The 20,465-nt window shown below is 42.9% G+C and carries 17 protein-coding genes and 1 pseudogene; all 18 read right to left on the minus strand.

Going from position 1 to position 20,465, the window contains the following annotated elements:
* Positions 1-189: 189 nt before the first annotated feature.
* The 18 genes and pseudogenes from LLY41_RS14625 to LLY41_RS14710 all read right to left on the minus strand — a co-directional run bounded on the left by LLY41_RS14625 (position 190) and on the right by LLY41_RS14710 (position 20,387).
* Positions 190-1,056 carry a 2-oxoacid:ferredoxin oxidoreductase subunit beta gene (locus tag LLY41_RS14625; RefSeq protein ID WP_095242418.1) on the minus strand — a complete coding sequence of 289 codons (867 nt, stop codon included), beginning with the start codon at positions 1,054-1,056 and terminating at the stop codon, positions 190-192.
* A complete protein-coding gene (locus LLY41_RS14630) occupies positions 1,057-2,793 on the minus strand; it encodes a 2-oxoacid:acceptor oxidoreductase subunit alpha (protein WP_304585727.1) in 1,737 nt (578 codons plus the stop codon). It lies immediately after the preceding gene.
* Positions 2,794-3,093: 300 nt separating this feature from the next.
* Positions 3,094-4,017 carry a dipeptidase gene (locus LLY41_RS14635; RefSeq protein ID WP_304585728.1) on the minus strand — a complete coding sequence of 308 codons (924 nt, stop codon included), beginning with the start codon at positions 4,015-4,017 and terminating at the stop codon, positions 3,094-3,096.
* Positions 4,018-4,174: 157 nt separating this feature from the next.
* Positions 4,175-4,435, minus strand: coding sequence for a stage V sporulation protein SpoVS (gene spoVS, locus LLY41_RS14640; RefSeq protein ID WP_009330666.1), 261 nt, complete (start codon positions 4,433-4,435; stop codon positions 4,175-4,177).
* A gap of 331 nt (positions 4,436-4,766) precedes the next feature.
* Positions 4,767-5,564: a TIGR00282 family metallophosphoesterase gene (locus tag LLY41_RS14645; protein ID WP_304585729.1), complete on the minus strand. Its 798-nt coding sequence runs from the start codon at positions 5,562-5,564 to the stop codon at positions 4,767-4,769.
* Between the two features lie 130 nt (positions 5,565-5,694).
* Positions 5,695-7,254: a ribonuclease Y gene (rny, locus tag LLY41_RS14650; RefSeq protein WP_095242414.1), complete on the minus strand. Its 1,560-nt coding sequence runs from the start codon at positions 7,252-7,254 to the stop codon at positions 5,695-5,697.
* A gap of 369 nt (positions 7,255-7,623) precedes the next feature.
* Positions 7,624-8,664: a recombinase RecA gene (gene recA, locus LLY41_RS14655; RefSeq protein WP_095242413.1), complete on the minus strand. Its 1,041-nt coding sequence runs from the start codon at positions 8,662-8,664 to the stop codon at positions 7,624-7,626.
* A 270-nt stretch (positions 8,665-8,934) separates the two neighbouring features.
* A complete protein-coding gene (locus LLY41_RS14660; RefSeq protein ID WP_304585730.1) occupies positions 8,935-10,185 on the minus strand; it encodes a competence/damage-inducible protein A in 1,251 nt (416 codons plus the stop codon).
* Between the two features lie 28 nt (positions 10,186-10,213).
* A complete protein-coding gene (gene pgsA, locus LLY41_RS14665; protein ID WP_035330725.1) occupies positions 10,214-10,792 on the minus strand; it encodes a CDP-diacylglycerol--glycerol-3-phosphate 3-phosphatidyltransferase in 579 nt (192 codons plus the stop codon).
* A gap of 116 nt (positions 10,793-10,908) precedes the next feature.
* The gene (locus LLY41_RS14670; protein ID WP_304585731.1) at positions 10,909-11,814 is read right to left on the minus strand and encodes a helix-turn-helix domain-containing protein; all 906 of its coding nucleotides are present in this window, start codon (positions 11,812-11,814) and stop codon (positions 10,909-10,911) included.
* Between the two features lie 21 nt (positions 11,815-11,835).
* Positions 11,836-12,627 carry a YmfK family protein gene (locus LLY41_RS14675; RefSeq protein WP_035330727.1) on the minus strand — a complete coding sequence of 264 codons (792 nt, stop codon included), beginning with the start codon at positions 12,625-12,627 and terminating at the stop codon, positions 11,836-11,838.
* Between the two features lie 235 nt (positions 12,628-12,862).
* Positions 12,863-13,120 carry a DUF3243 domain-containing protein gene (locus LLY41_RS14680; protein ID WP_095242410.1) on the minus strand — a complete coding sequence of 86 codons (258 nt, stop codon included), beginning with the start codon at positions 13,118-13,120 and terminating at the stop codon, positions 12,863-12,865.
* Between the two features lie 115 nt (positions 13,121-13,235).
* The gene (ymfI, locus tag LLY41_RS14685) at positions 13,236-13,958 is read right to left on the minus strand and encodes an elongation factor P 5-aminopentanone reductase (protein WP_095242409.1); all 723 of its coding nucleotides are present in this window, start codon (positions 13,956-13,958) and stop codon (positions 13,236-13,238) included.
* A 59-nt stretch (positions 13,959-14,017) separates the two neighbouring features.
* Positions 14,018-15,305: pseudogene (yfmH, locus tag LLY41_RS14690) on the minus strand (EF-P 5-aminopentanol modification-associated protein YfmH).
* Positions 15,305-16,585: an EF-P 5-aminopentanol modification-associated protein YfmF gene (gene yfmF / locus LLY41_RS14695; protein WP_304585732.1), complete on the minus strand. Its 1,281-nt coding sequence runs from the start codon at positions 16,583-16,585 to the stop codon at positions 15,305-15,307. The pseudogene yfmH and the gene yfmF overlap by 1 nt, the downstream one beginning before the upstream one ends.
* 267 nt (positions 16,586-16,852) lie before the next feature.
* Positions 16,853-17,812: an ABC transporter permease gene (locus LLY41_RS14700; protein ID WP_304585733.1), complete on the minus strand. Its 960-nt coding sequence runs from the start codon at positions 17,810-17,812 to the stop codon at positions 16,853-16,855.
* Entirely contained in the window at positions 17,813-18,859 is a 1,047-nt protein-coding gene (locus LLY41_RS14705; protein WP_304585734.1) for an ABC transporter permease, read from the minus strand.
* Positions 18,852-20,387 (minus strand): ABC transporter ATP-binding protein, encoded by a 1,536-nt coding sequence (locus LLY41_RS14710; RefSeq protein ID WP_095242404.1) that lies wholly within the window; start codon positions 20,385-20,387, stop codon positions 18,852-18,854. The genes LLY41_RS14705 and LLY41_RS14710 overlap by 8 nt, the downstream gene beginning before the upstream one ends.
* Positions 20,388-20,465: the final 78 nt, after the last annotated feature.

Below are 20,465 nucleotides of genomic sequence, written 5' to 3' on the forward strand. Positions count from 1 at the left end.
GCTTTCTGATAGTTAAAACAATAGAAAACCGCACTCTGCCACTAATCAGAAGCTATTACTTGTATGTACGATCAGGGATATTTTTAATCCTGCACAATCACTAATACTAGACTAAATTTAGTATTTTGTGTGTGATACTTGTCACATTAGACTCAAAAAAGAAGCCCGGATGCCCGAGCTTCTAGTTTATTACATAAATTCAGCTGCAAGTTTATCAAAGTGAGCTTGATCAAGTTCAAGGTCCGCTTGTGATAATGGAGTTTCAGAGTATCCTGAAAGCAGTTCCTGATATGACTTTCGCTCAGTGTCCTGATAGATTAAGCCAGTTACAAGACCGCTGTGCTTCATAAGAGTCTGCATAGCCATTTCGCGGCTTGAATGATCATAGCCTTCTACATCGCTAAGCTTTGTCAGGTTTTCTTTAAACCAGTCATATGTGTTTACTTTGTTGTATGTAACACATGGGCTGAACACGTTAATTAAAGAGAAGCCATCATGCTTGATTCCTGCTTCGATTAACGCAGTCAGATCTTTAAGGTCAGTTGAGAAGCTTTGCGCTACGAACGTCGCACCAGCTGTTAATGCCATTTCCATTGGAGAAATCGCCTGTTCAATAGAACCTTGCGGAGTGGACTTAGTTTTGAAGCCAGCCGCAGAACGAGGTGAAGTCTGTCCTTTTGTTAAACCATAGATTTGGTTATCCATTACGATGTAAGTGATGTTCACATTACGGCGGATTGCATGGATCGTATGGCCCATACCGATCGCGAATCCATCACCGTCACCGCCGGAGGCGATAACTGTCAAATCGCGGTTGGCCATTTTAACACCCTGGGCGATTGGAAGTGAACGTCCATGAATGCCATGGAAACCATATGAATTGATATAACCGGAAATACGTCCGGAACAGCCGATGCCTGATACGACAGCTAAGTTCTCAGGCTCTAAACCAACGTTTGCTGCCGCACGCTGAATCGCAGCCTGCACGGAGAAGTCTCCACAGCCCGGGCACCAGTTTGGTTTTACATTATTTCGAAATTCTTTAAATGTGGCCATTTAGAACAACTCCTTGCATTTTGTGTGAATTTCATGCGGCAAGAATGGATTTCCGTCGTACTTCAATAGCTTATATACTTTCTCAGCATGTCCGACGTTCATCTTCATGATGTTCGCTAATTGTCCTGTAGCATTGTTTTCAACTACGGCGATTTTCTTAGCTGTTTTTACAAGCGGTAATAATTCATCAGTTGGGAAAGGATGAATCAGGCGAACTTGTGCATGATTTACTTTAATGCCGTCCTGTTCAATCCTGCCAATAGCTTCCTCAATTACACCTCTTGTTGAATTGAAGCCAACGATGAGCAGGTCTGCTTCTTCATGCGGAGCATTCTTGTGAACAGGTGTATTGAACTTAATATTTTCAACCTTGCGGAAACGCTTATCCATTTGCGCGTTGCGGTTTGCAGCTGATTCTGAAGGTTTTCCCGTTTCATCATGCTCTACACCTGTTACATGATGGATTCCGTTCTTCATGCCAGGTATTACACGTGGAGAAACCCCATCTTCTGTAACCTCAAAGCGCTTGAAGTAGCCTTTGTTTTCAATTTCAGGAAGTTCTTCTGTAACAAGTTTTCCACGGCGGATTTCAACTTTACTGAAATCCAGCGGCTCCACTGTCTGTTTACCAAGAGAAAGCTGCAAATCTGATAGGATTATAACCGGGCACTGGTATTCTTCTGCCAGGTTGAATGCTTCCGCTGTATCATAGAATGCTTCCTGTACAGTACTTGGAGCAAGGACGATTTTTGGAATCTCGCCATGAGTGCCGTAAATCATTGCCATTAAATCAGATTGCTCCTGTTTTGTCGGAAGTCCTGTGGAAGGTCCTCCACGCTGTGTATCCACGATAACTAAAGGTGTTTCAGTAATCCCTGAAAGGCCGATTGCTTCCATCTTAAGGGAAAGCCCAGGACCGGCAGATGCAGTAAGTGAGCGGACACCTGCGTAGTTTGCACCAATTGTCATTGTAACTGCGGCAATTTCATCTTCTGTCTGGATAACAGAACCGCCAAGCGCAGGAAGCTTTTTAATCAGGTATTCCATGATTTCGGATGCAGGTGTGATTGGGTAAGCGGCCATAAAGCGGCAGCCGCCTGCAAGCGCACCTAGAGCGATCGCATCGTTTCCGATCATAAATAGACGCTTCATTCCGTCTGCTTTTTCAAGCTCCATTAATTCCACATCATCACTAAGCTTTTCCTTCATGAAATCAAAGCCGGCCTGAATGGCTTCCATGTTCTTATCGACAACCTGCTGTCCCTTACGTCCAAAAATTTCTTGAACTACTTCTTCAAATACTTTAATATCTAGATTTAGAACTGCACATGTCGCACCGACAGCAACCATGTTTTTCATCAGGGATGTTCCAAGCTCAGTAGCAATCTCTGTAAAAGGCACTGCAAACAAAACTGCATTCGTATCTTCTGGCTGTTTAGGATCAAATTTCGCATCTGCAATCATGATCCCTTTATCGTGAAGTTCTTTGTAGTTTAAATCGATTGTTTCCTGGTCGAAAGCTACCAGAATATCTAAATCGTCTGATATAGATCGGATTTGTGACGTGCTGACGCGAATCTTGTTGTTCGTGTGCCCGCCTTTAATTCGTGATGAAAAGTGGCGGTAACCGTACAGGTAGTAGCCTAAACGATTTAGCGCAATGGAAAAAATCTCTCCGGTACTTTCAATACCTTCCCCTTGCTGTCCTCCAACTTTCCATGAAAGTTGATTGATCATCTCTTACACCCCTTTAGATACGTTAAGAAATTATGTAAAAACGCATTGTTTATATCAGTGTAGTACTTGTCCAGTCACTCCGCCATTTCAACATGCATTTTAGGCTATATTCTGGAAGATGGATGGGTACTAAACGCTTTCAATTCTAGACCTATGTGTCTAAAAAAGCAACCCTTTCCCTATATTTATCGGATTAAAAGATGAATATTTTTTTATTTTTTGAAAAATGCTAAAAAGATAATTTAATTGCGGATTTTTGAGGTTCCTCTCATACCTTGATATATCTATTTTTCACCATTTTCACCTTGGAAACCTGCTATAAAAATTCCGAAATATAAATTTTTCAGCTTGTATTTCAGAATAATATTTTAACAGTTCATTTATCAGGTTATCGTATTTTCTTGCATCCTCCAAATCTGTAACTTTCCCATCTGTACCATCAAAATCCGAACCGAATCCGACGTGATTTTCTCCTCCGAGTGAACATACATATTCCAGGTGCCTTAGAACATCAGTAATTGCAGCTGTTTGTTTGCCAGATAAAAATTCATTCACAAATGTAATGCCCATCACACTGCCCCTGTCAATCAGTGCATTAATCTGTTCGTTCGTTAAATTACGAGGATGCGGGCACAAGGAATAGCAGTTTGAATGAGTGGCAACGGGATAGTCGGCCCATTCCATCACATCCCAGAAGCCCCGTTCAGAAAGATGGGAAACATCGCACCATGCTTTACTGGCATTTAATTCATGTACCACCCCTTTGCCAAAAGAAGATAGGCCTGCCCCTCTCTCTTCAAGCACTCCATCAGCTGCACAGTTTGCATAATTCCAGGTTAACCCCACTGAAGATACTCCCAGCCTGAGAAGCGTCTTTAATTTAAGCAGATCGCAGCCAACCGCGTCGCATCCCTCCAGGGTCAATATCGCTCCAGTCTCATTATCCTTCAGCATGTCGATGTCCTGGATGCTTTTAATGAGCTTTAATTGCGGATTAGGTTTAAGCACTTTTTCGTAAAACAGATTGACCATATATAAGGCTGCGTTGAACTTCATTTCCGTATGAACGGATTCAGGAACAAATATGGCAAAGCACTGAACCTTAAAGCCTGATGCCTGAAGCGTTTCCAAATTCACCTGAAGACTGCCTGAATTTTGAAAGTCAATCCTTCTGTCCATAAACATTTTATATAATACATCACAATGTGCATCAAATATTTTCAAGCGTTCTTCCTCCCTCTTTTTCTCCATAGCATTATCTTATTAAAAAAAGAACCTGTTTGCCTATAACGCAAACAGGTTTTATTGTTTTTGTGAGAATCTATATTTTACTGACTTATGCATATGACAAAGGATGATTTCCCATTCTGATGCTTTTGGGCTAACGCGGCTCCACAATCAGCTTAATGGCAGTCCGTTCTTCGCCGTCGATCAGGATATCCGTGAATGCAGGGATACAAATTAAATCCACTCCGCTAGGCGCTACGAATCCTCTTGCGATCGCTACTGCCTTAACAGCCTGGTTCAATGCACCCGCACCAATTGCCTGGATTTCCGCATTTCCTCTTTCGCGCAGAACTCCAGCAAGCGCACCAGCTACAGAATTAGGATTAGATTTTGCTGAAACTTTTAATATTTCCATTCCTAGCTCCTCCTCGTTTTACCCCTCCTGTATGCATTGCTCAAAGCGCAGCTTTAACCTTCTGTAATGGCCGAATGACTTCAGTCAAGCCATTTCTTTCCATTCATACACTTACCGCTTTGATGGAATTTAGCACCAGGTCTATATATCATTCCATTGCTACTATATTCAGCTTGGAATTCACATATTCCAGCTTGGACAAAAAAAGCAGGGTTTCAACCTGATTTTCTTCCTGATTTCTGCATGTCCAAGAAAAAAGCGCCTTAAGTTTTGTTTCTGCTAATACAAAAAGACTGCGATCCGGCCCATCCGGATGCAGTCTTTTTTCAGTTTATGAGTAAAAAGGATGGTCATCATTAATCAGGATCCGGTCAATTTTTTTGGCCAATCCTGTTTTAGGGTTCAGTTCAATTATCGCTGCGCTTAACTGGTTTCTGCCTTCTTTCGGAACTTCAAATCGAACCGGGAGCCCTGAGATAAACCTTTTGATCACAGCTTCTTTTTCCACACCAAGGATACCGTCATAAGGGCCTGTCATCCCCACATCAGACATAAAGGCTGTCCCGCCAGGCAAAATGCGGTTATCGGCAGTCTGCACGTGGGTATGCGTACCTACGACTGCTGATACTTTTCCATCCAAGTACCAGCCCATCGCCTGTTTTTCACTTGTTGCTTCTGCATGAAAATCAACAAAAATAAATGGAGTCCTTTCCCGGGCTTCTTTTATCAGTTCATCTGCCTTTTGGAAAGGGCAGTCACTTGTATTCATAAAAGTTCTGCCCTGAAGGCTGATAACTGCTACTTCCTCTGTATTAAACTTCAGAAAAGCCATGCCTTTGCCAGGATTATTAGAAGGAAAATTAGCTGGACGAACCATATATTTCGCGCGGTCAATAAATTCAAAAATTTCCCGGTTATCCCAGGTATGATTCCCGAGAGTCACCGCCTGTGCACCAGCCTCAAGAAATCCCCGATAAATCTTTTCCGTAATTCCTTTTCCTCCTGCTGCATTTTCCCCATTAATAATCGTGATATGCGGCCGGTATTTTTCTTTTAGCTTCGGTACATATTCAGTGATCATATCCCGCCCCTGGGATCCCACTACATCTCCGACAAACAATATATTCATGTCATATCCCTTTCTGTTTTTAAAGATATATGTATGCTTTTTCAGTCCTTCTTATTAGTGTAACACAGTTTCCTGCCTCAATTTAAAAGCGCACCATGAAAAAGAAATAAAGCGATGCATGCGCATCGCTTTATTTTGCATATTCAACGGCCCTCGTTTCACGGATAACCGTGACCTTGATGTGGCCTGGATAATCAAGTTCTTCTTCAATCTTCTTACGGATATCCCTTGCCAAACGATGAGCTTCAAGGTCATCAATTTGTTCAGGCTTAACCATAATGCGGATTTCACGTCCAGCTTGAATGGCGAATGATTTTTCAACACCATCATAGGATTCGGAAATCTCTTCAAGCTTTTCAAGACGGCGAATATAGTTCTCAAGCGTCTCTCTTCTTGCTCCAGGTCTCGCTGCTGATAAAGCATCAGCTGCAGCGACAAGTACGGCAATGATCGATGTCGGCTCTGTGTCACCATGGTGAGAAGCGATACTGTTTATAACAACAGGATGCTCCTTATACTTAGTGGCAAGCTCCACACCGATTTCAACATGGCTTCCTTCCACCTCATGATCAATTGCTTTACCGATATCATGGAGCAATCCTGCCCGGCGTGCCAATGTTTCGTCCTGTCCCAATTCGGCAGCCAGCAGACCTGAAAGCTGAGCCACTTCCATTGAATGCTTTAACACATTCTGGCCGTAGCTTGTACGGAATTTTAAGCGGCCAAGAATTTTGATTAAATCTGGATGCAGGCCGTGAACACCAACCTCGAAAGTGGTTTGTTCGCCGATTTCGCGGATGTGTTCATCTACTTCACGGCGGGCCTTATCAACCATTTCCTCAATCCGGGCTGGATGGATGCGACCGTCTTGAACCAATTTGTCTAAAGCTAAGCGTGCAGTCTCACGGCGAATTGGATCAAAGCCGGATAAAATAACCGCTTCCGGCGTATCATCGATAATAAGATCAATTCCGGTCAGGGTTTCCAGAGTACGGATATTACGGCCTTCACGGCCAATAATGCGCCCTTTCATCTCATCATTTGGCAGGTTGACAACTGATACAGTAGTTTCTGCCACATGATCAGCTGCACATCTTTGGATAGCCAGTGACAGGATTTCCTTCGCCTTCTTATCCGAGTCCTCTTTCGCTCTGGTCTCGCTCTCTTTTACCATAATGGCGACATCGTGAGCCACTTCCTGCTCAGTGCGCTCTAAAATGATGGACTTTGCCTCTTCACGAGTCAAGCCTGAGATGCGTTCCAACTCAGCTTGCTGCTCTTTAATCAACTCTTCCACTTTGCTTTCCATCTCTTCAATATGCTGTTGTCTTTTGCTAAGAGAATCGTCCCTCTTTTCTAAAAGAGCTTCACGTTTATCTAACGTTTCATCTTTACGATCAAGGTTCTCTTCTTTTTGCATTAAGCGATTTTCTTGTTTTTGCAGTTCATTTCTTCGATCACGAACTTCACCTTCCGCATCTGTGCGGAGCTTGTGAATTTCGTCTTTCGCTTCAAGCAGGGCTTCCTTCTTCGTAGCCTCAGCTTCTCGCTTTGCGTCTTCCAAAATCTGCTCAGCAGCATCTTTAGCTCCTGCGATTTTAGCTTCGGCAATAGATTTGCGAACAAAATAGCCAACAAAAGCACCGACGATTAGGCCAAGCAAAATGGAGATGATTGTTACTAGATCCATCATTTCACCTCCTCTTGCTATGAACTTGTTTGTGTTACGTTTTTTAAAGTGTTGGCATGTACATTGTCCAATTCAATATACAGCACTAAGGCTTTTAAACGTTTCAATCTTAAAAAAGCACTGGGCATCCATCTGACGGCTGGCAGTTAATTAACGTATGAAATGCCAATGGAGCCTGGAGCCGGACAAAGTCTGACTCAATAAGAATTTCTTTACATATAAAATGTAAAATATACATTTTTAATTGTAAAGCTGTGGAATTTTATTGTCAAGGGTTTGTCTTAAGGGCTTTTCTTAATATTCGATTGATTTGAACACTTTTGAAGAAAAAAAAAGCAAAGCCACTCAGGACTTTGCTTTTCCTTAGTATTAATCGATCAGCTTTAATTCTTCCTGCTCTTCGTCTCCGCTGGCTACTTTTTCTTCATCAAGTCCATAATGTTCGCGGATTTGTTTTTGGATAGTCAGGCGGATTTCAGGATTTTCTTTTAGGAATACTTTGGCGTTTTCACGGCCTTGGCCAAGGCGCTCCTCGTTGAATGAGTACCATGAACCGCTCTTTTGGACAATATCCAGCTCAGAGCCAAGATCGATGATTTCACCTTCCTTGGAAATTCCTTCACCATACATGATGTCAACTTCCGCCACTCGGAATGGAGGAGCGACTTTATTTTTGACAACCTTAATCTTTGTCTTATTACCGACCATTTCATTGCCTTGCTTAAGAGCTTCTGCACGGCGAACTTCAAGGCGAATGGAAGAATAGAACTTCAGTGCGCGTCCCCCTGGAGTCGTCTCAGGGTTTCCAAACATAATTCCGATTTTTTCACGGATTTGGTTAATGAAAATCGCGATTGTCTTTGATTTGTTGATTGCACCTGATAGCTTACGAAGTGCCTGTGACATTAGGCGGGCCTGCAGACCCACATGGGAGTCTCCCATTTCTCCTTCAATTTCAGCCTTGGGAACAAGGGCTGCCACAGAGTCAACTACGAGAATATCAATAGCACCGCTTCGAACAAGGGCTTCTGCAATTTCAAGCGCCTGCTCTCCGGTATCCGGCTGGGAAAGAAGCAGCTCGTCAATATTTACACCAAGTTTTTGCGCATAAACAGGGTCTAAAGCATGTTCGGCATCGATAAACGCTGCTTGTCCGCCGCTTGCCTGAACTTCTGCAATAGCATGCAGGGCTACTGTTGTTTTACCGGAGCTCTCCGGTCCATAAACTTCAATAATACGTCCTCTTGGATAGCCGCCTACCCCAAGAGCTGCATCAAGTGCAAGAGATCCGCTTGGTACAGTGGAAATCCTACGGTCAGTCTGTTCCCCGAGCTTCATGATGGAACCTTTACCAAATTGCTTTTCTATTTGTTTTAACGCCATTTCAAGAGCTGCTTGACGATCACTCACTAATAGTTCCTCCTTTTATATAGACGAATCTGTCTTTTGATCAGATTCGTTTTGTCTCATCTCAAAACCTAACTCTACTATAAACCTTTTCAATACATTTGTCGAGCAAAAAGTCGAACATCCATTCGTTTTTTTCTCTTGCACATTATGCCCGAAAATATCAGGAATGCCGGGGAAAGTGAGGTTTTTCAAGGGTCAATCAGTAGATGTAATCGCATTTCGGCAAGAAGTCTGACTATTGTTTTGGCTACTAAAAACTCAGAACACATTTTAGGCGTTCTGAGTTTCTTTTAATGCTTTAATAAGAAAATGGCAGCCGTATTTTACTGTACGAACCCGATTGGCTGCCCTGGTTCCTCCAAGGTTCAGCTTTTCGGTCTGCAACGGCCTTCCTTTAATCCAAATGCCTATATACACTGTACCGACAGGGTTGCCTTCCAATTCATCCGGACCGGCAACACCTGTGAAGCTGATTCCGATATCGGCATTTGTCAGGCTTGCTACATTCTCAGCAAGCTCGGCGGCACACTGTGCACTTACGACCCCGTCGTTATCAATCGTTTCTTTGCGGACTTTTAATACTTCAGCCTTAACTTCGTTTGTGTAGCAGACCACTCCGCCCTTTAAAAGTCCGCCGGCACCGGGAATGGATGTAAACTCCTCCTGAAACATGCCGCCTGTTAAGCTCTCCGCTGCGGAAATAGTCATGCTGCTCTCCTTAATCAGCTTGGTGAGCTCATACATCAGGGAAGTATCATCATAGCCATAAAAGTATTCGCCGACACGATCCAGAATTTTAGTTTCAGCTTCATTAATCAGCATCATGGCCGTGTTAGGCTGACTATGCTTTGCTGTGAGCCTCAGAGTAACTTCCCCATCAGATGCAAGCGGGGCAATGGTTGGATTGCTCTGAGCATCGATAATATCTTCAATCTCCGTTTCAAGCATGGCTTCTCCAATCCCGAAGAAGTGCAGCACCCGGGAAACAATCACATCCTCGGTGCCGAGCTTCGATTGGAGGGCCGGAAAGGCATGTTTAAGGAACATCGGCTCCATCTCGTTTGGAGGTCCCGGAAGAAGCATGAAAACATGACGGCCACTATCGGCAATCATTCCGGGTGCCATTCCATGCTCGTTAGGCAGCACCTGTGCATCCTCAAGAACCAGAGCCTGTTTTTTGTTATTCTCAGTCATCTCTCTGTTGGTGCGTTTAAAATAAAGCTGTATAGAATCAAGCGCCTGTTCGTCCATGACGAGCTCTTTGCCAAAATGGCGGGCAATCGTTTCTTTTGTTAAATCATCCTTTGTCGGTCCCAGGCCGCCCGTGAAGACGATTAAATCAGAACGGCTTTCGGCTATTTTGATCACCGATCTCAGGCGCTCCGGGTTATCTCCAACCACTGTATGGTAAAAAACGTTAATGCCCAGTTCAGCAAGCTGCCGGGAAAGAAAGCGGGCATTTGTATTAACGATTTGTCCAAGTAAAAGCTCAGACCCGACAGCAATAATTTCAGCATTCATTCAAAAAGCCCCCTTCCTGGTAAAGTAATTATTTTGAGTTTATGAAGGCCTGCTTGTTTTTAGCAAAGTAGTCCCAGCCGGACCAGATTGTAAAGAACATCGCAACCCACAGGGCAATCAGATCAAAGCGGATTGAAACCATTTCAAAAATAATATTATGTAAAAGCAGTGCAGAAATGGCCACAATTTGAGCCCAGGTTTTTATTTTGCCAAGCTGATTAGCTGCGACTACTTCTCCTTCCCCTGCCAGAACAAGCCTTAAACCTGTTACAGCAAATTCCCGGCTGATTATAATAATGACAATCCATGATGGAGCAAGGTTAAGATCCACCAGAACAATTAAGGCTGCAGAGACAAGAAGCTTGTCAGCAAGCGGATCAAGAAACTTGCCCAGGTTTGTAACCAGATTGTATTTGCGGGCAAAGTAGCCGTCGACCCAATCGGTAACTGAAGCAATAATAAAAATAAGAGCTCCAATCAGATGGGTAACGGGCATTTCGGCTCCTAACAACTCTACATTTCCCCATGAAAGCGGAACGAGCATGACGAGCAGAAATATTGGTATCAGCAAGATACGGGACACTGTAATTTTATTTGGCAGATTCATGTTTTACCTCCAAGTATATTAAATGAAGCTTCTTGCAGAAAAAGTTTAAGACATTTGCTGCAATCCTTTTACTGATAATTTTTACATAAAAAGCGAAAATAGTCATCTAAAGATGACTATTCGGTCTTCGGCACGTACTTTATGGTTATATCCTGCTTAACGGATTGTGAAGGCGGCACCTTATACTCAATTTTTTCGCCGTTTACATAGATTTCAGTTTGAGTCGAATTTCCGACTACAATGGAAGCTTCCGTTTCCTTTGAAAAGTCTATCTTCTGGCTTTTCGTGCCATCAGCAGTCAGCATTCCCTGGAAGAGGGAATCCCCTTTGCCGTTCTTGATATTCACCCAAGTTTCTCCTGTAGACAAAACCTCCAGTACAAACTTGTCCGCATTTTTCAGTTCATAAACGGTTCCATTTCCGCTCGATTGAACCACAGCAACCTCCTGCTTTGGCTCTTCCTCCGCTTCCTGGTCCTTGCCATTTTCCTCATCAGCATCTTTGTCAGAAGATTCTTCCTTCTTTTCAGCTGATTCATCTTTTTTATTTTCGGCAAGGTTTTCAGACTCTTCTATAACCGTCTGTTCATCAGTCAGATCTGAGGGCTTCTCTTCATTATCCGTCTGATCTTTGGCCCCAAGAAAATTGTATAGGACCGCAATGAGGCCAACAATGAAGACGCCAATGAGAACCTTTGGAAGAATATCGAATATTTTTGAAGTCCTGCCGGAAAGATCTTTCCTGGATTGAACGCGCGATAGCTTTTCAGGAATATCATCATTCACCTGTGCCGGAATATTATCTTTATACTGTTCGAAAATTTCTTCCGGTTCAATTCCAACCGCTTCAGCGTACTGTTTTATAAATGCCCTGACATAAAACTTTCCGGGCATCATGCTATAATCGCCCTCTTCAATTCCCACTAAATAGCGTTTTTGTATTTTTGTGACCTTCTGCAGATCGTCAAGGCTCATATCTTTAGCCAGCCGCGCTTCTTTTAACCGATTGCCTAGTTCTGTCAATTTACAACACCTTCCAACTTACTAAAAATCAAAGCCTCCAAAATCAGATTCAGAGAACATATTGTTCTTCTCAACCACATCATATGTTATCTCTTCATCATGGTCGTGACGAAGCTCTATAATATAATCAAAATCATTAAGAGAGTATTCAGTGTTTTGCACAAAAATATCCGGATGCTCTACTACCTTAACTGCCGGGAGGCGCATAATTTCCCGGACGAGCTGCCAGTGCCGTTCGTTGGCACGTCTGGTTGAGACAATTCCGTCAATTATAAACAAATTGTCTTCATTATATTCATCCTCAATCAGCTGATTTCGTATCGTCTGCTTTAGCAGTGTGGATGAAACAAATAGCCAGCGTTTGTTCGCACATACACTTGATGCTACTATGGATTCTGTTTTTCCAACCCTTGGCATTCCCCTGATCCCTATTAGCTTGTGCCCTTCCTGTTTAAATAATTCGGCCATGAAATCAACTAATAACCCAAGCTCATCCCTGACGAACCTGAACGTTTTTTTATCGTCGGCATCCCTTTGAATATATCTTCCATGGCGCACGGCCAGCCGGTCCCTAAGCTTAGGCTCACGAAGCTTAATCACCTTAATCGTGTCCATTGTATTAAGAATGGACTTCAGGCGTTCAATCTGTTCATGGTCTTTAGCCAAAATCAGCAAGCCTCTGCGGCCTTCATCCACTCCATTGATCGTGACAATATTAATGGAAAGCATACCCAGCAGGGAAGAAATGTCACCAAGCAAGCCGGGACGATTCTTTTGGATTTCATATTCCAAATACCATTCTGTTTTCTCCACCGGAAAACCTCCTCCTGCATGATGCGCATGTGTCAGCGCATTTTATATGTAAATGCAACTCATTTTTGTATGTAAAATTTTATTAAACTTATCCTAAATTTTCATCTAGGTTCTATAATATATGATTTTTTGCCAATATGAAAGGAAAAACCCGTTTGGCCGGAAAGGAAATGTTTTTGGGGAAAAAAGCGAAAAGAGAGGCAATCCTCTCTTTTCACTGATTACTATTATTTTCTTAGCGGGTACCGTCGTTTTGAACAAGCTTTACCATCATATTGGCAATGGCATGCTGCTCATCAGGGCTTGCTACAGACCAGAGATCAGCCAGGATTTTTTCCTGGTCATTTTTTGGCTCCACTTGTTTGGCTAAATAATCGCCAATTTGATAAGCAAGGTCATTTACTGTATCCTTATTCATTCCCTGATCCATTCCCTGATGAAGACGATCGCCAAGGAAATCTTTCCATTGCTGCCAGTTATCTAGTACAGACATAATTTTGCCTCCTTTAAATGTTGTACAATTATATTGTGCTTAGGGGCTGAATAAAATATGCATGCACATAGACATGACACAAAAAATATGTGACACTTCTTTGAACGAGCGGCAGTTACGTATACCAGCCGCCATTCACTGCCATAACCTGTCCGGTAATATACGAGGCATTTACCGAAAGAAGAAAGGAAATGGCGTTGGCTATGTCAGCAGGCAAGGCAAGCCTGCCCATAGGAATTTCACTTTTTACAGTTTCAAGCTCTTCTTCAGTAAAATCCTTCAGCATGTCCGTCTCAACTGCACCAGGGGCAATAGCATTAACCCTCACTCCGTTCAGGGCAACCTCCTTGCTTAAAGCTTTTGCAAAAGCAATTTGTGCACCCTTTGCAGCCGAGTAAGCAACTTCACAAGCGGCACCCGTCTGGCCCCATATCGAGGAAACCAATACGATATTTCCGCTCCTTTTTGATAAAAGTTTGGGCAGGAGCTCTTTCGTCAGGAGAAGCGGCGAGGTCACATGAAGGTTCATCAAAGCTTCCATTTCCATTTGCTGTATTTCGGTAAGAAGTCCATATTGAGCTGTTCCGCTATTATGGATAATAGCATCAAGTGAAAATATATTAGGAATAATTTTTTTATACCCGCCTGGTACAGACAGGTCTGCCTGAATCGGAATAAATTCTCCGCCAAACCTTTGAAGGCGATCCAGAAGCCTGTTGACCCCCTCCTCATTTTGATTGTAATGCAAATAAAGCGAATAGCCTTCTTCTGCCAGTTTAACGCTGATTGCCTGGCCGATTCCTCCGCTCGCTCCAGTTATTAATGCAAATTTCCTCATTTCATATCCTCCCGAAAAAAGCAAAGCGCCATTTAATGGCGCTCTGCTGAAACTGCTTTTCATTTCTTAGGGACAACCTGACAAACCGTAAACCGTTCTTCACTTATCAAATTACCAGCCGCATTTTCCACATCCTCAAGTGTGATGCTTTCAAGGGTCGGCACAACATCAAATAAATCCATTTCATTAAAAGCATACCGGGTAAATTGGTTGGCGATATATTCCGGTGAATTGACAGCCCGCAGGAATGCACCTATTTTCTTCTTTTTAGTCCGATCGAGTGTTTCCTGTGAAATAGCTCCCTTTTCCCTGGCATCCAGGAGCATCTTTTGCAGTGTTTCAGCCAAACGGTCAGGATCGTTCGTGTCTCCGCCCACCATGGCAAATCCAAAGCCCTGCTCCTGCGTATAATCGAAGGAGAATGTGTCATCAATTAACCCTTCACTATAAAGTGTACTGTAATGCTCAGAGCTTTTACCGAAAAAGATATCCAGCAGCACATTAAGACTCAGCTCATTTTTCAGCATTTCTTTGCCGGACTGATTTGCAGTACTGCTCTTTATCCCGACCAGGCACTTTGAGGTCTGGACATTCATCTCAAGAACTTTTTTCTTTTTGGCCGCTTCAGAAGGCTCTTCTTCGAAATGGCGTTTGATTTCGGGGATCTCTTTATAATCCTTCTTGCTTTGATTATCCCTCACCTGAGACATAATCTGATTCGGATCAACGGGACCGACAATGAACAGCAGCATGTTGCTAGGGTGGTAGAAAGTCTCATAGCATTCATAAAGCATATCCTTCGTGATATGTGAAATGGACTCGATCGTACCAGCGATATCGATTTTAACAGGGTGGTTTCTGAACATATTTTCGATCAGTCCAAAATATAAGCGCCAGTCAGGATTGTCATCATACATGGTGATTTCCTGGCCGATGATGCCTTTCTCTTTTTCAACAGTCTTTTCTGTAAAATATGGGTCCTGCACAAAATCAATCAGCGTTTCAAGGTTCATCTCTACATTGGACGTGCTGGAAAATAGATAAGCTGTCCTTGTGAAAGATGTAAAAGCATTAGCTGATGCTCCCTGCTTGCTGAATTGCTGGAATACATCCCCGTCTTCTTTCTCAAATAGCTTATGCTCCAAAAAATGTGCAATCCCATCCGGAACTTTTACAAACTCCTCTTTTCCGGGGGGAGAAATGATTGTCGATTGACCCATACTTTGTCGTAAAGGTGGCATAGGTCTTGTTAAAACCCTTCTTCGGCAGAATATATACATCCAGCCCATTATCAAGTTTTTCATGATACAGCTCTTCCTGAAGCTGGTCAAAAGTGATTTTTTCCATTACTTGCCCGCCTCCTTTCCTGTCAGAAAGTACACAGTATCCAAACTGACCTTCTTGGCTGTTTCGGCAATTTCCTCTTTGGTTACCTTATCCATTTCATCCATCCAGGTTTGAAGGGTAATTTCTTTCCCTGACACAACATTATGGTAAAGGACCTCGACAATCCCGCGTGCTGTATCAACAGTCTCCAGAAGCTGATTTTTAATGACTGCTTTGGTCTGTTCCATTTCCTGTTCTGTAAAGTCACCATTCTTCATAGATTCTAGCTGCTCTTTAATAATACTCACTGCCTGGTCATAGTTGCTGTTATCGATTCCGGACATCACCATCATTAACCCTTTATGGCTTTCCAGGCGGCTGGCTACGTAGTATGCGAGGCTGGCTTTTTCCCGGACGTTCAAGAACAGTTTTGAATGAGAAAATCCTCCGAAGATTCCATTGAATACCTGAAGCGCATAATATTCCGGATCACCGTAAACGACATTTGTCCGGTAGCCGATATTTAGTTTCCCCTGCTTCACATCTTGTTCTTCCCGGACTTCGTTTACAGATTCCTTCGTTCTAACAGTGGATGCAGGCGATGTCTGAGGCGTTCTCTCCTCAAAGGTTAAAAGCTCCCCTGCATAGGATTCGGCGTCTGCCTCTTCCACGTCACCTATAACATATAAATCAAGCTCATCCTCCGCCAATGCCTGCTGATAATATTCAAAAAGGCTTTGAGGAGTAATATTGTCCACATCTTCTTTCTCGCCATGCACATGCAGTGCATACGGCTCATCTTTGCACATTTCCTGAACCAGCCGGAAATTGGAATAGCGCATTTTATCATCGTAAACTGATTGAATTCGCTGTTTAAGTGTCCTTTTTTCTTTTTCAACTGTATCCTGGTCAAAAGCGCCTTCATGCACATTTGGCTTTGTCAGAATTTCCGCTAAAAATTGGAACGCTTTTTTCAAAAGAGGAGTCGGATCAGAAAGAAACTTTTCGTTTGCGATTTCAACTGAAATGGTCATGACATGATACTCACCCTTTTTCGCCAAATCGACGAAAAGTGTTGCACCATATAATTCATCAAGGTAAGCCCGCAGCTTTCCGGTTGAAGGGTAGGACGAACTGCTGCTCTGTAATACATGAGGCAATAGGGATCTTAAAGTAACTGTATTCTTTTCAAGCGGGGCTTTCATTTTCCAAACCAGGGTATTGGTTTTATATTTCTCTGTTTTAACCACGTGAAGCTTATAGCCATTCATGGCTTTTACGGATTCAGAGATTATGGCCATGTCTTTTCCTCCTGTCAGTAGATTGATGAGTCCAAAGTACGGTCAATAGTAAATAGAGGGAGCATCCCCTGTATGTAAACACTTTGCTGCTATCTTCTATAATATCCTTTGTAATAAATCATATTCTTACTATACCTTGCCCTATTTCTTTATTTCAAGTTATTGGCTGTATTGGAAGGTTTATATATTTTTTTATAAGTGATGGTTTTTAATAAGAATCTGAAAAATATAAAGCCCCATTTCCGAAAAGAAATGAGGCTTTGTGTGTTAACGTTTTCCTTTTATATAAGGAATACCAGCTGCTTTTGGAGCATCCGCGCGTCCGATGAAACCAGTTAATGCCAGAATCGTTAAAACATATGGTGCAATGAGAAGGTATACATTTGGAATATTCTCCAGGAATGGAAGGCTGGAGCCCATGATGCTCAAGCTTTGCGCAAATCCAAAGAATAGAGCCGCACCCATAACACCAAGCGGATGCCACTTACCAAAGATCAATGCCGCCAATGCCATAAAGCCCTGTCCGCTGATGGTTGCATGGCCGAAGTCTGAAGAAATCGACTGTGCATACACACCGCCGCCAATTCCTGCAAGGGCTCCGGAGATTAATACCCCAATGTATCTCATCCTTGTGACATTAATACCCATTGTATCGGCAGCCATTGGATGTTCACCAACCGCACGCAGCCTTAGCCCGAATGGAGTTTTAAACATCACAAACCAGGCGAGAAATGCAACGGCTATGGCAACGAATGAAGTATAGTAAGTGTTTGAGAAAAATAATTTACCTATAACAGGGATATCACTCAAAAATGGAATATCCACTTTGCTGAATCCTTTTTGAATGATATCTGTCTGGCCTTTTCCATAAATGAATTTAACCAGGAACAGTGCCGCACCAATTGCCAGAAGGTTAATTGCAACCCCTGACACAACCTGGTCTGCTCTAAAGGTAATAGAAGCAACAGCATGCAGGATGGATAGCAGAGCTCCAACAACCATAGCTGCGAGTAATGCAACCCACGGTGTCACGCTGCCAAATACATCAACAAATGTTAGGTTAAAAACAATGGCAGTGAACGCTCCAATTACCATCAAGCCTTCTAAACCAATATTTACAACACCGGAGCTTTCTGAAAAGTTTCCGCCCAATCCAGTGAAAATAAGCGGGGCTGCCCAAAGCAAAGTTGCTGGAATAATAATTAATAAGATCTCCATTAAGCCCACTTACTTCACCCCCTTTTTGCTGATACGGTCAATAAAGATGCGAATCATATAGCTTGCAGCAACAAAGAACACGATAAGAGCAATGATAATATCAACCAGTTCATTAGGAACTCCAGCTTCAAGCGGCATGTTTAAGGCGCCGACCTTCAAGCTTCCGAATAGCAATGCTGCAAAAATAATTCCAATTGGACCATTCCCGCCTAAGAGTGCTACCGCGATTCCGTCAAAACCTACTCCGGTAAAGCCGCCCTTTATGGCTGCATAGCCGAATGTACCCAACGCTTCCATCGCACCCGCAAGTCCTGCAAATGCTCCTGAGATGACCATTGATAAAATGATATTTTTGCTGACGCTCATGCCTGCATATTCAGATGCATGCTGGTTAAAGCCTACAGCTCGCAATTCGTATCCTTTAGATGTTTTTTCTAATAGGAACCACATAATAAACACACATGCTAAAGCAATTAAAATTCCCCAGTGCAAACGGGAATAATCAGTTAATCCTTCAAGAAACGGGGAACGCAATGATGCAGATTCTGCAATCATCTCGCTCCGGTCACTTTTTTCTGAAAGAACCGTACGGACTATATAGTTGGTTACATGCAAGGCCACATAGTTCATCATGATCGTGACAATAACTTCATGCACTTTAAACTTGGCTTTCAAAAGGCCCGGTATGAATGCCCACAGCGCTCCAGCAGCTGCAGCTGCGAGAACCGCTAGCGGCAGATGGATGAACTTTGGAAGTTCAAATGTAACCCCTACCCAAACAGCTGCAAGCCATCCGACGATCAGCTGTCCTTCAACACCGATATTAAATAAGCCTGTACGAAAAGCAAATGCAACCGCCAAACCGGCAAGAATATAAGGTGTAACCTGTCTGACTACTTCACCAGTGTAGTAGATTTCACCAAAAGCACCGTTCCATAAGGCAATAAATGCAGATCCGGCATTATATCCAGTTGCTATCATAATGATTGTGCCTACTAATACCCCGAGCAGAACGGCAACTAGAGGTACGACAATATTCTTCATGCGATTAGACATGGTTTTCGCCACCTGCTTCCTTCCGTTTAGAACCGGCCATCAATAAACCTAATTCTTGTTCAGTAGTTTGTTTCGGGTCAACTACTGCTACAATTTCACCCTCATAAATAACAGCGATCCGGTCGCTGACATTCATTATTTCATCCAATTCAAATGAAAGAAGCAGCACTGCTTTCCCTTGGTCACGCTGTTCAATCAGACGCCTGTGAATGTATTCAATTGCACCAACATCCAGGCCGCGTGTCGGCTGAGCAGCAATCAGAAGATCCGGATTGCGGTCAATTTCACGTCCGATTATGGCTTTCTGCTGGTTACCTCCGGAAAGTGCCCGTGCAAGTGTATATTCACTTGGGGTCCTAACGTCGAATTCTTTAATCAGCTTTGTTGCTTTGCTGTAGATTTGTTTAAAGTTTAGAACACCCTTTTTAGAAAATGGAGCTTTGTAATAGGTTTGCAGAACCATATTCTCTCCAATTGGAAAATCGAGGACAAGTCCATGCTTGTGACGGTCCTGAGGGATATGCCCTACACCAGTCTCCGTAACTTTACGAGGAGACATATTCACAATTTCTTTGCCATTCAATTTAATTGAACCGCTTTCAGATTTCCTCAAGCCAGTGATTGCCTCAATTAATTCTGACTGTCCATTCCCGTCTACGCCGGCAATACCGACAATTTCACCTGCCCGTACATTGAGGTTAAGATTATTAACAGCACCAAGCCCCCGAGAATCTTTCACATTTAGATCATGAATCTCAAGCACCTGCTCCTGCGGCTTTGAGTCGGTTTTATCCGTTTTAAAAGTAACTTCCCTTCCCACCATTAAGCTGGCAAGGTCATTCGGGTTCGTTTCACTTACATTAACGGTACCGATTCCAACTCCTTTGCGGATAACCGTTACCCGATCACACACTTCCATAATTTCCTTTAGCTTGTGAGTGATTAGAATTATAGATTTGCCTTCCTGAATTAGAGTTTTCAGAATCTGGATTAACTCTTTAATTTCCTGTGGAGTCAGAACAGCAGTAGGCTCATCAAAAATAAGGATTTCAGCACCACGATAAAGAGTCTTTAAGATCTCCACACGCTGCTGCATTCCAACTGAAATATCGGATATTTTCGCCTGCGGGTCAACCGCAAGTCCATATCGCTCGGAAATCTCCCTAACTTCCTTCTCAGCCTTTTTAATATCAATTTTTCCGCCTTTGGTTGTTTCTTTTCCAAGAATAATATTTTCAGTGACAGTGAAACGGTCTACAAGCATAAAATGCTGATGGACCATCCCGATGCCCAAGTCATTTGCTATATTTGGATCGGTGATGCTCACCGGTTTTCCTTTAACTTTAATTTCACCCTTTTCAGGCTGATATAAGCCAAAAAGGACGTTCATCAATGTTGACTTGCCTGCACCATTTTCGCCAAGCAGCGCATGAATTTCACCTGGTTTCAGCTGAAGCGTAATATTATCATTTGCAACGATTCCAGGAAATTCCTTGCGTATGTTGAGCATTTCAATAACATAATCCATTTGTTTCACTCCTTGCTCAAAATATAAGGAAATCTTTTAGTAGTAAGAGGTCAGACCTTGGAATTTCTTAGAAAAACC

Origin of the sequence: Cytobacillus firmus (assembly GCF_023612095.1) — a bacterium.
Taxonomy (GTDB): domain Bacteria; phylum Bacillota; class Bacilli; order Bacillales; family Cytobacillaceae; genus Cytobacillus.

Coding starts and splice junctions, on each gene's coding strand:
- LLY41_RS14705 (WP_304585734.1), bottom strand. CDS start 18,859: ATGTCTAATCGCATGAAGAATATTGTCGTACCTCTAGTTGCCGTTCTG.
- ymfI (WP_095242409.1), bottom strand. CDS start 13,958: ATGAGGAAATTTGCATTAATAACTGGAGCGAGCGGAGGAATCGGCCAG.
- LLY41_RS14645 (WP_304585729.1), bottom strand. CDS start 5,564: ATGAATATATTGTTTGTCGGAGATGTAGTGGGATCCCAGGGGCGGGAT.
- LLY41_RS14630 (WP_304585727.1), bottom strand. CDS start 2,793: ATGATCAATCAACTTTCATGGAAAGTTGGAGGACAGCAAGGGGAAGGT.
- LLY41_RS14660 (WP_304585730.1), bottom strand. CDS start 10,185: ATGAATGCTGAAATTATTGCTGTCGGGTCTGAGCTTTTACTTGGACAA.
- spoVS (WP_009330666.1), bottom strand. CDS start 4,435: ATGGAAATATTAAAAGTTTCAGCAAAATCTAATCCTAATTCTGTAGCT.
- yfmF (WP_304585732.1), bottom strand. CDS start 16,585: ATGGCCATAATCTCTGAATCCGTAAAAGCCATGAATGGCTATAAGCTT.
- LLY41_RS14710 (WP_095242404.1), bottom strand. CDS start 20,387: ATGGATTATGTTATTGAAATGCTCAACATACGCAAGGAATTTCCTGGA.
- LLY41_RS14680 (WP_095242410.1), bottom strand. CDS start 13,120: ATGTCTGTACTAGATAACTGGCAGCAATGGAAAGATTTCCTTGGCGAT.
- rny (WP_095242414.1), bottom strand. CDS start 7,254: ATGGATCTAGTAACAATCATCTCCATTTTGCTTGGCCTAATCGTCGGT.
- pgsA (WP_035330725.1), bottom strand. CDS start 10,792: ATGAATCTGCCAAATAAAATTACAGTGTCCCGTATCTTGCTGATACCA.
- LLY41_RS14625 (WP_095242418.1), bottom strand. CDS start 1,056: ATGGCCACATTTAAAGAATTTCGAAATAATGTAAAACCAAACTGGTGC.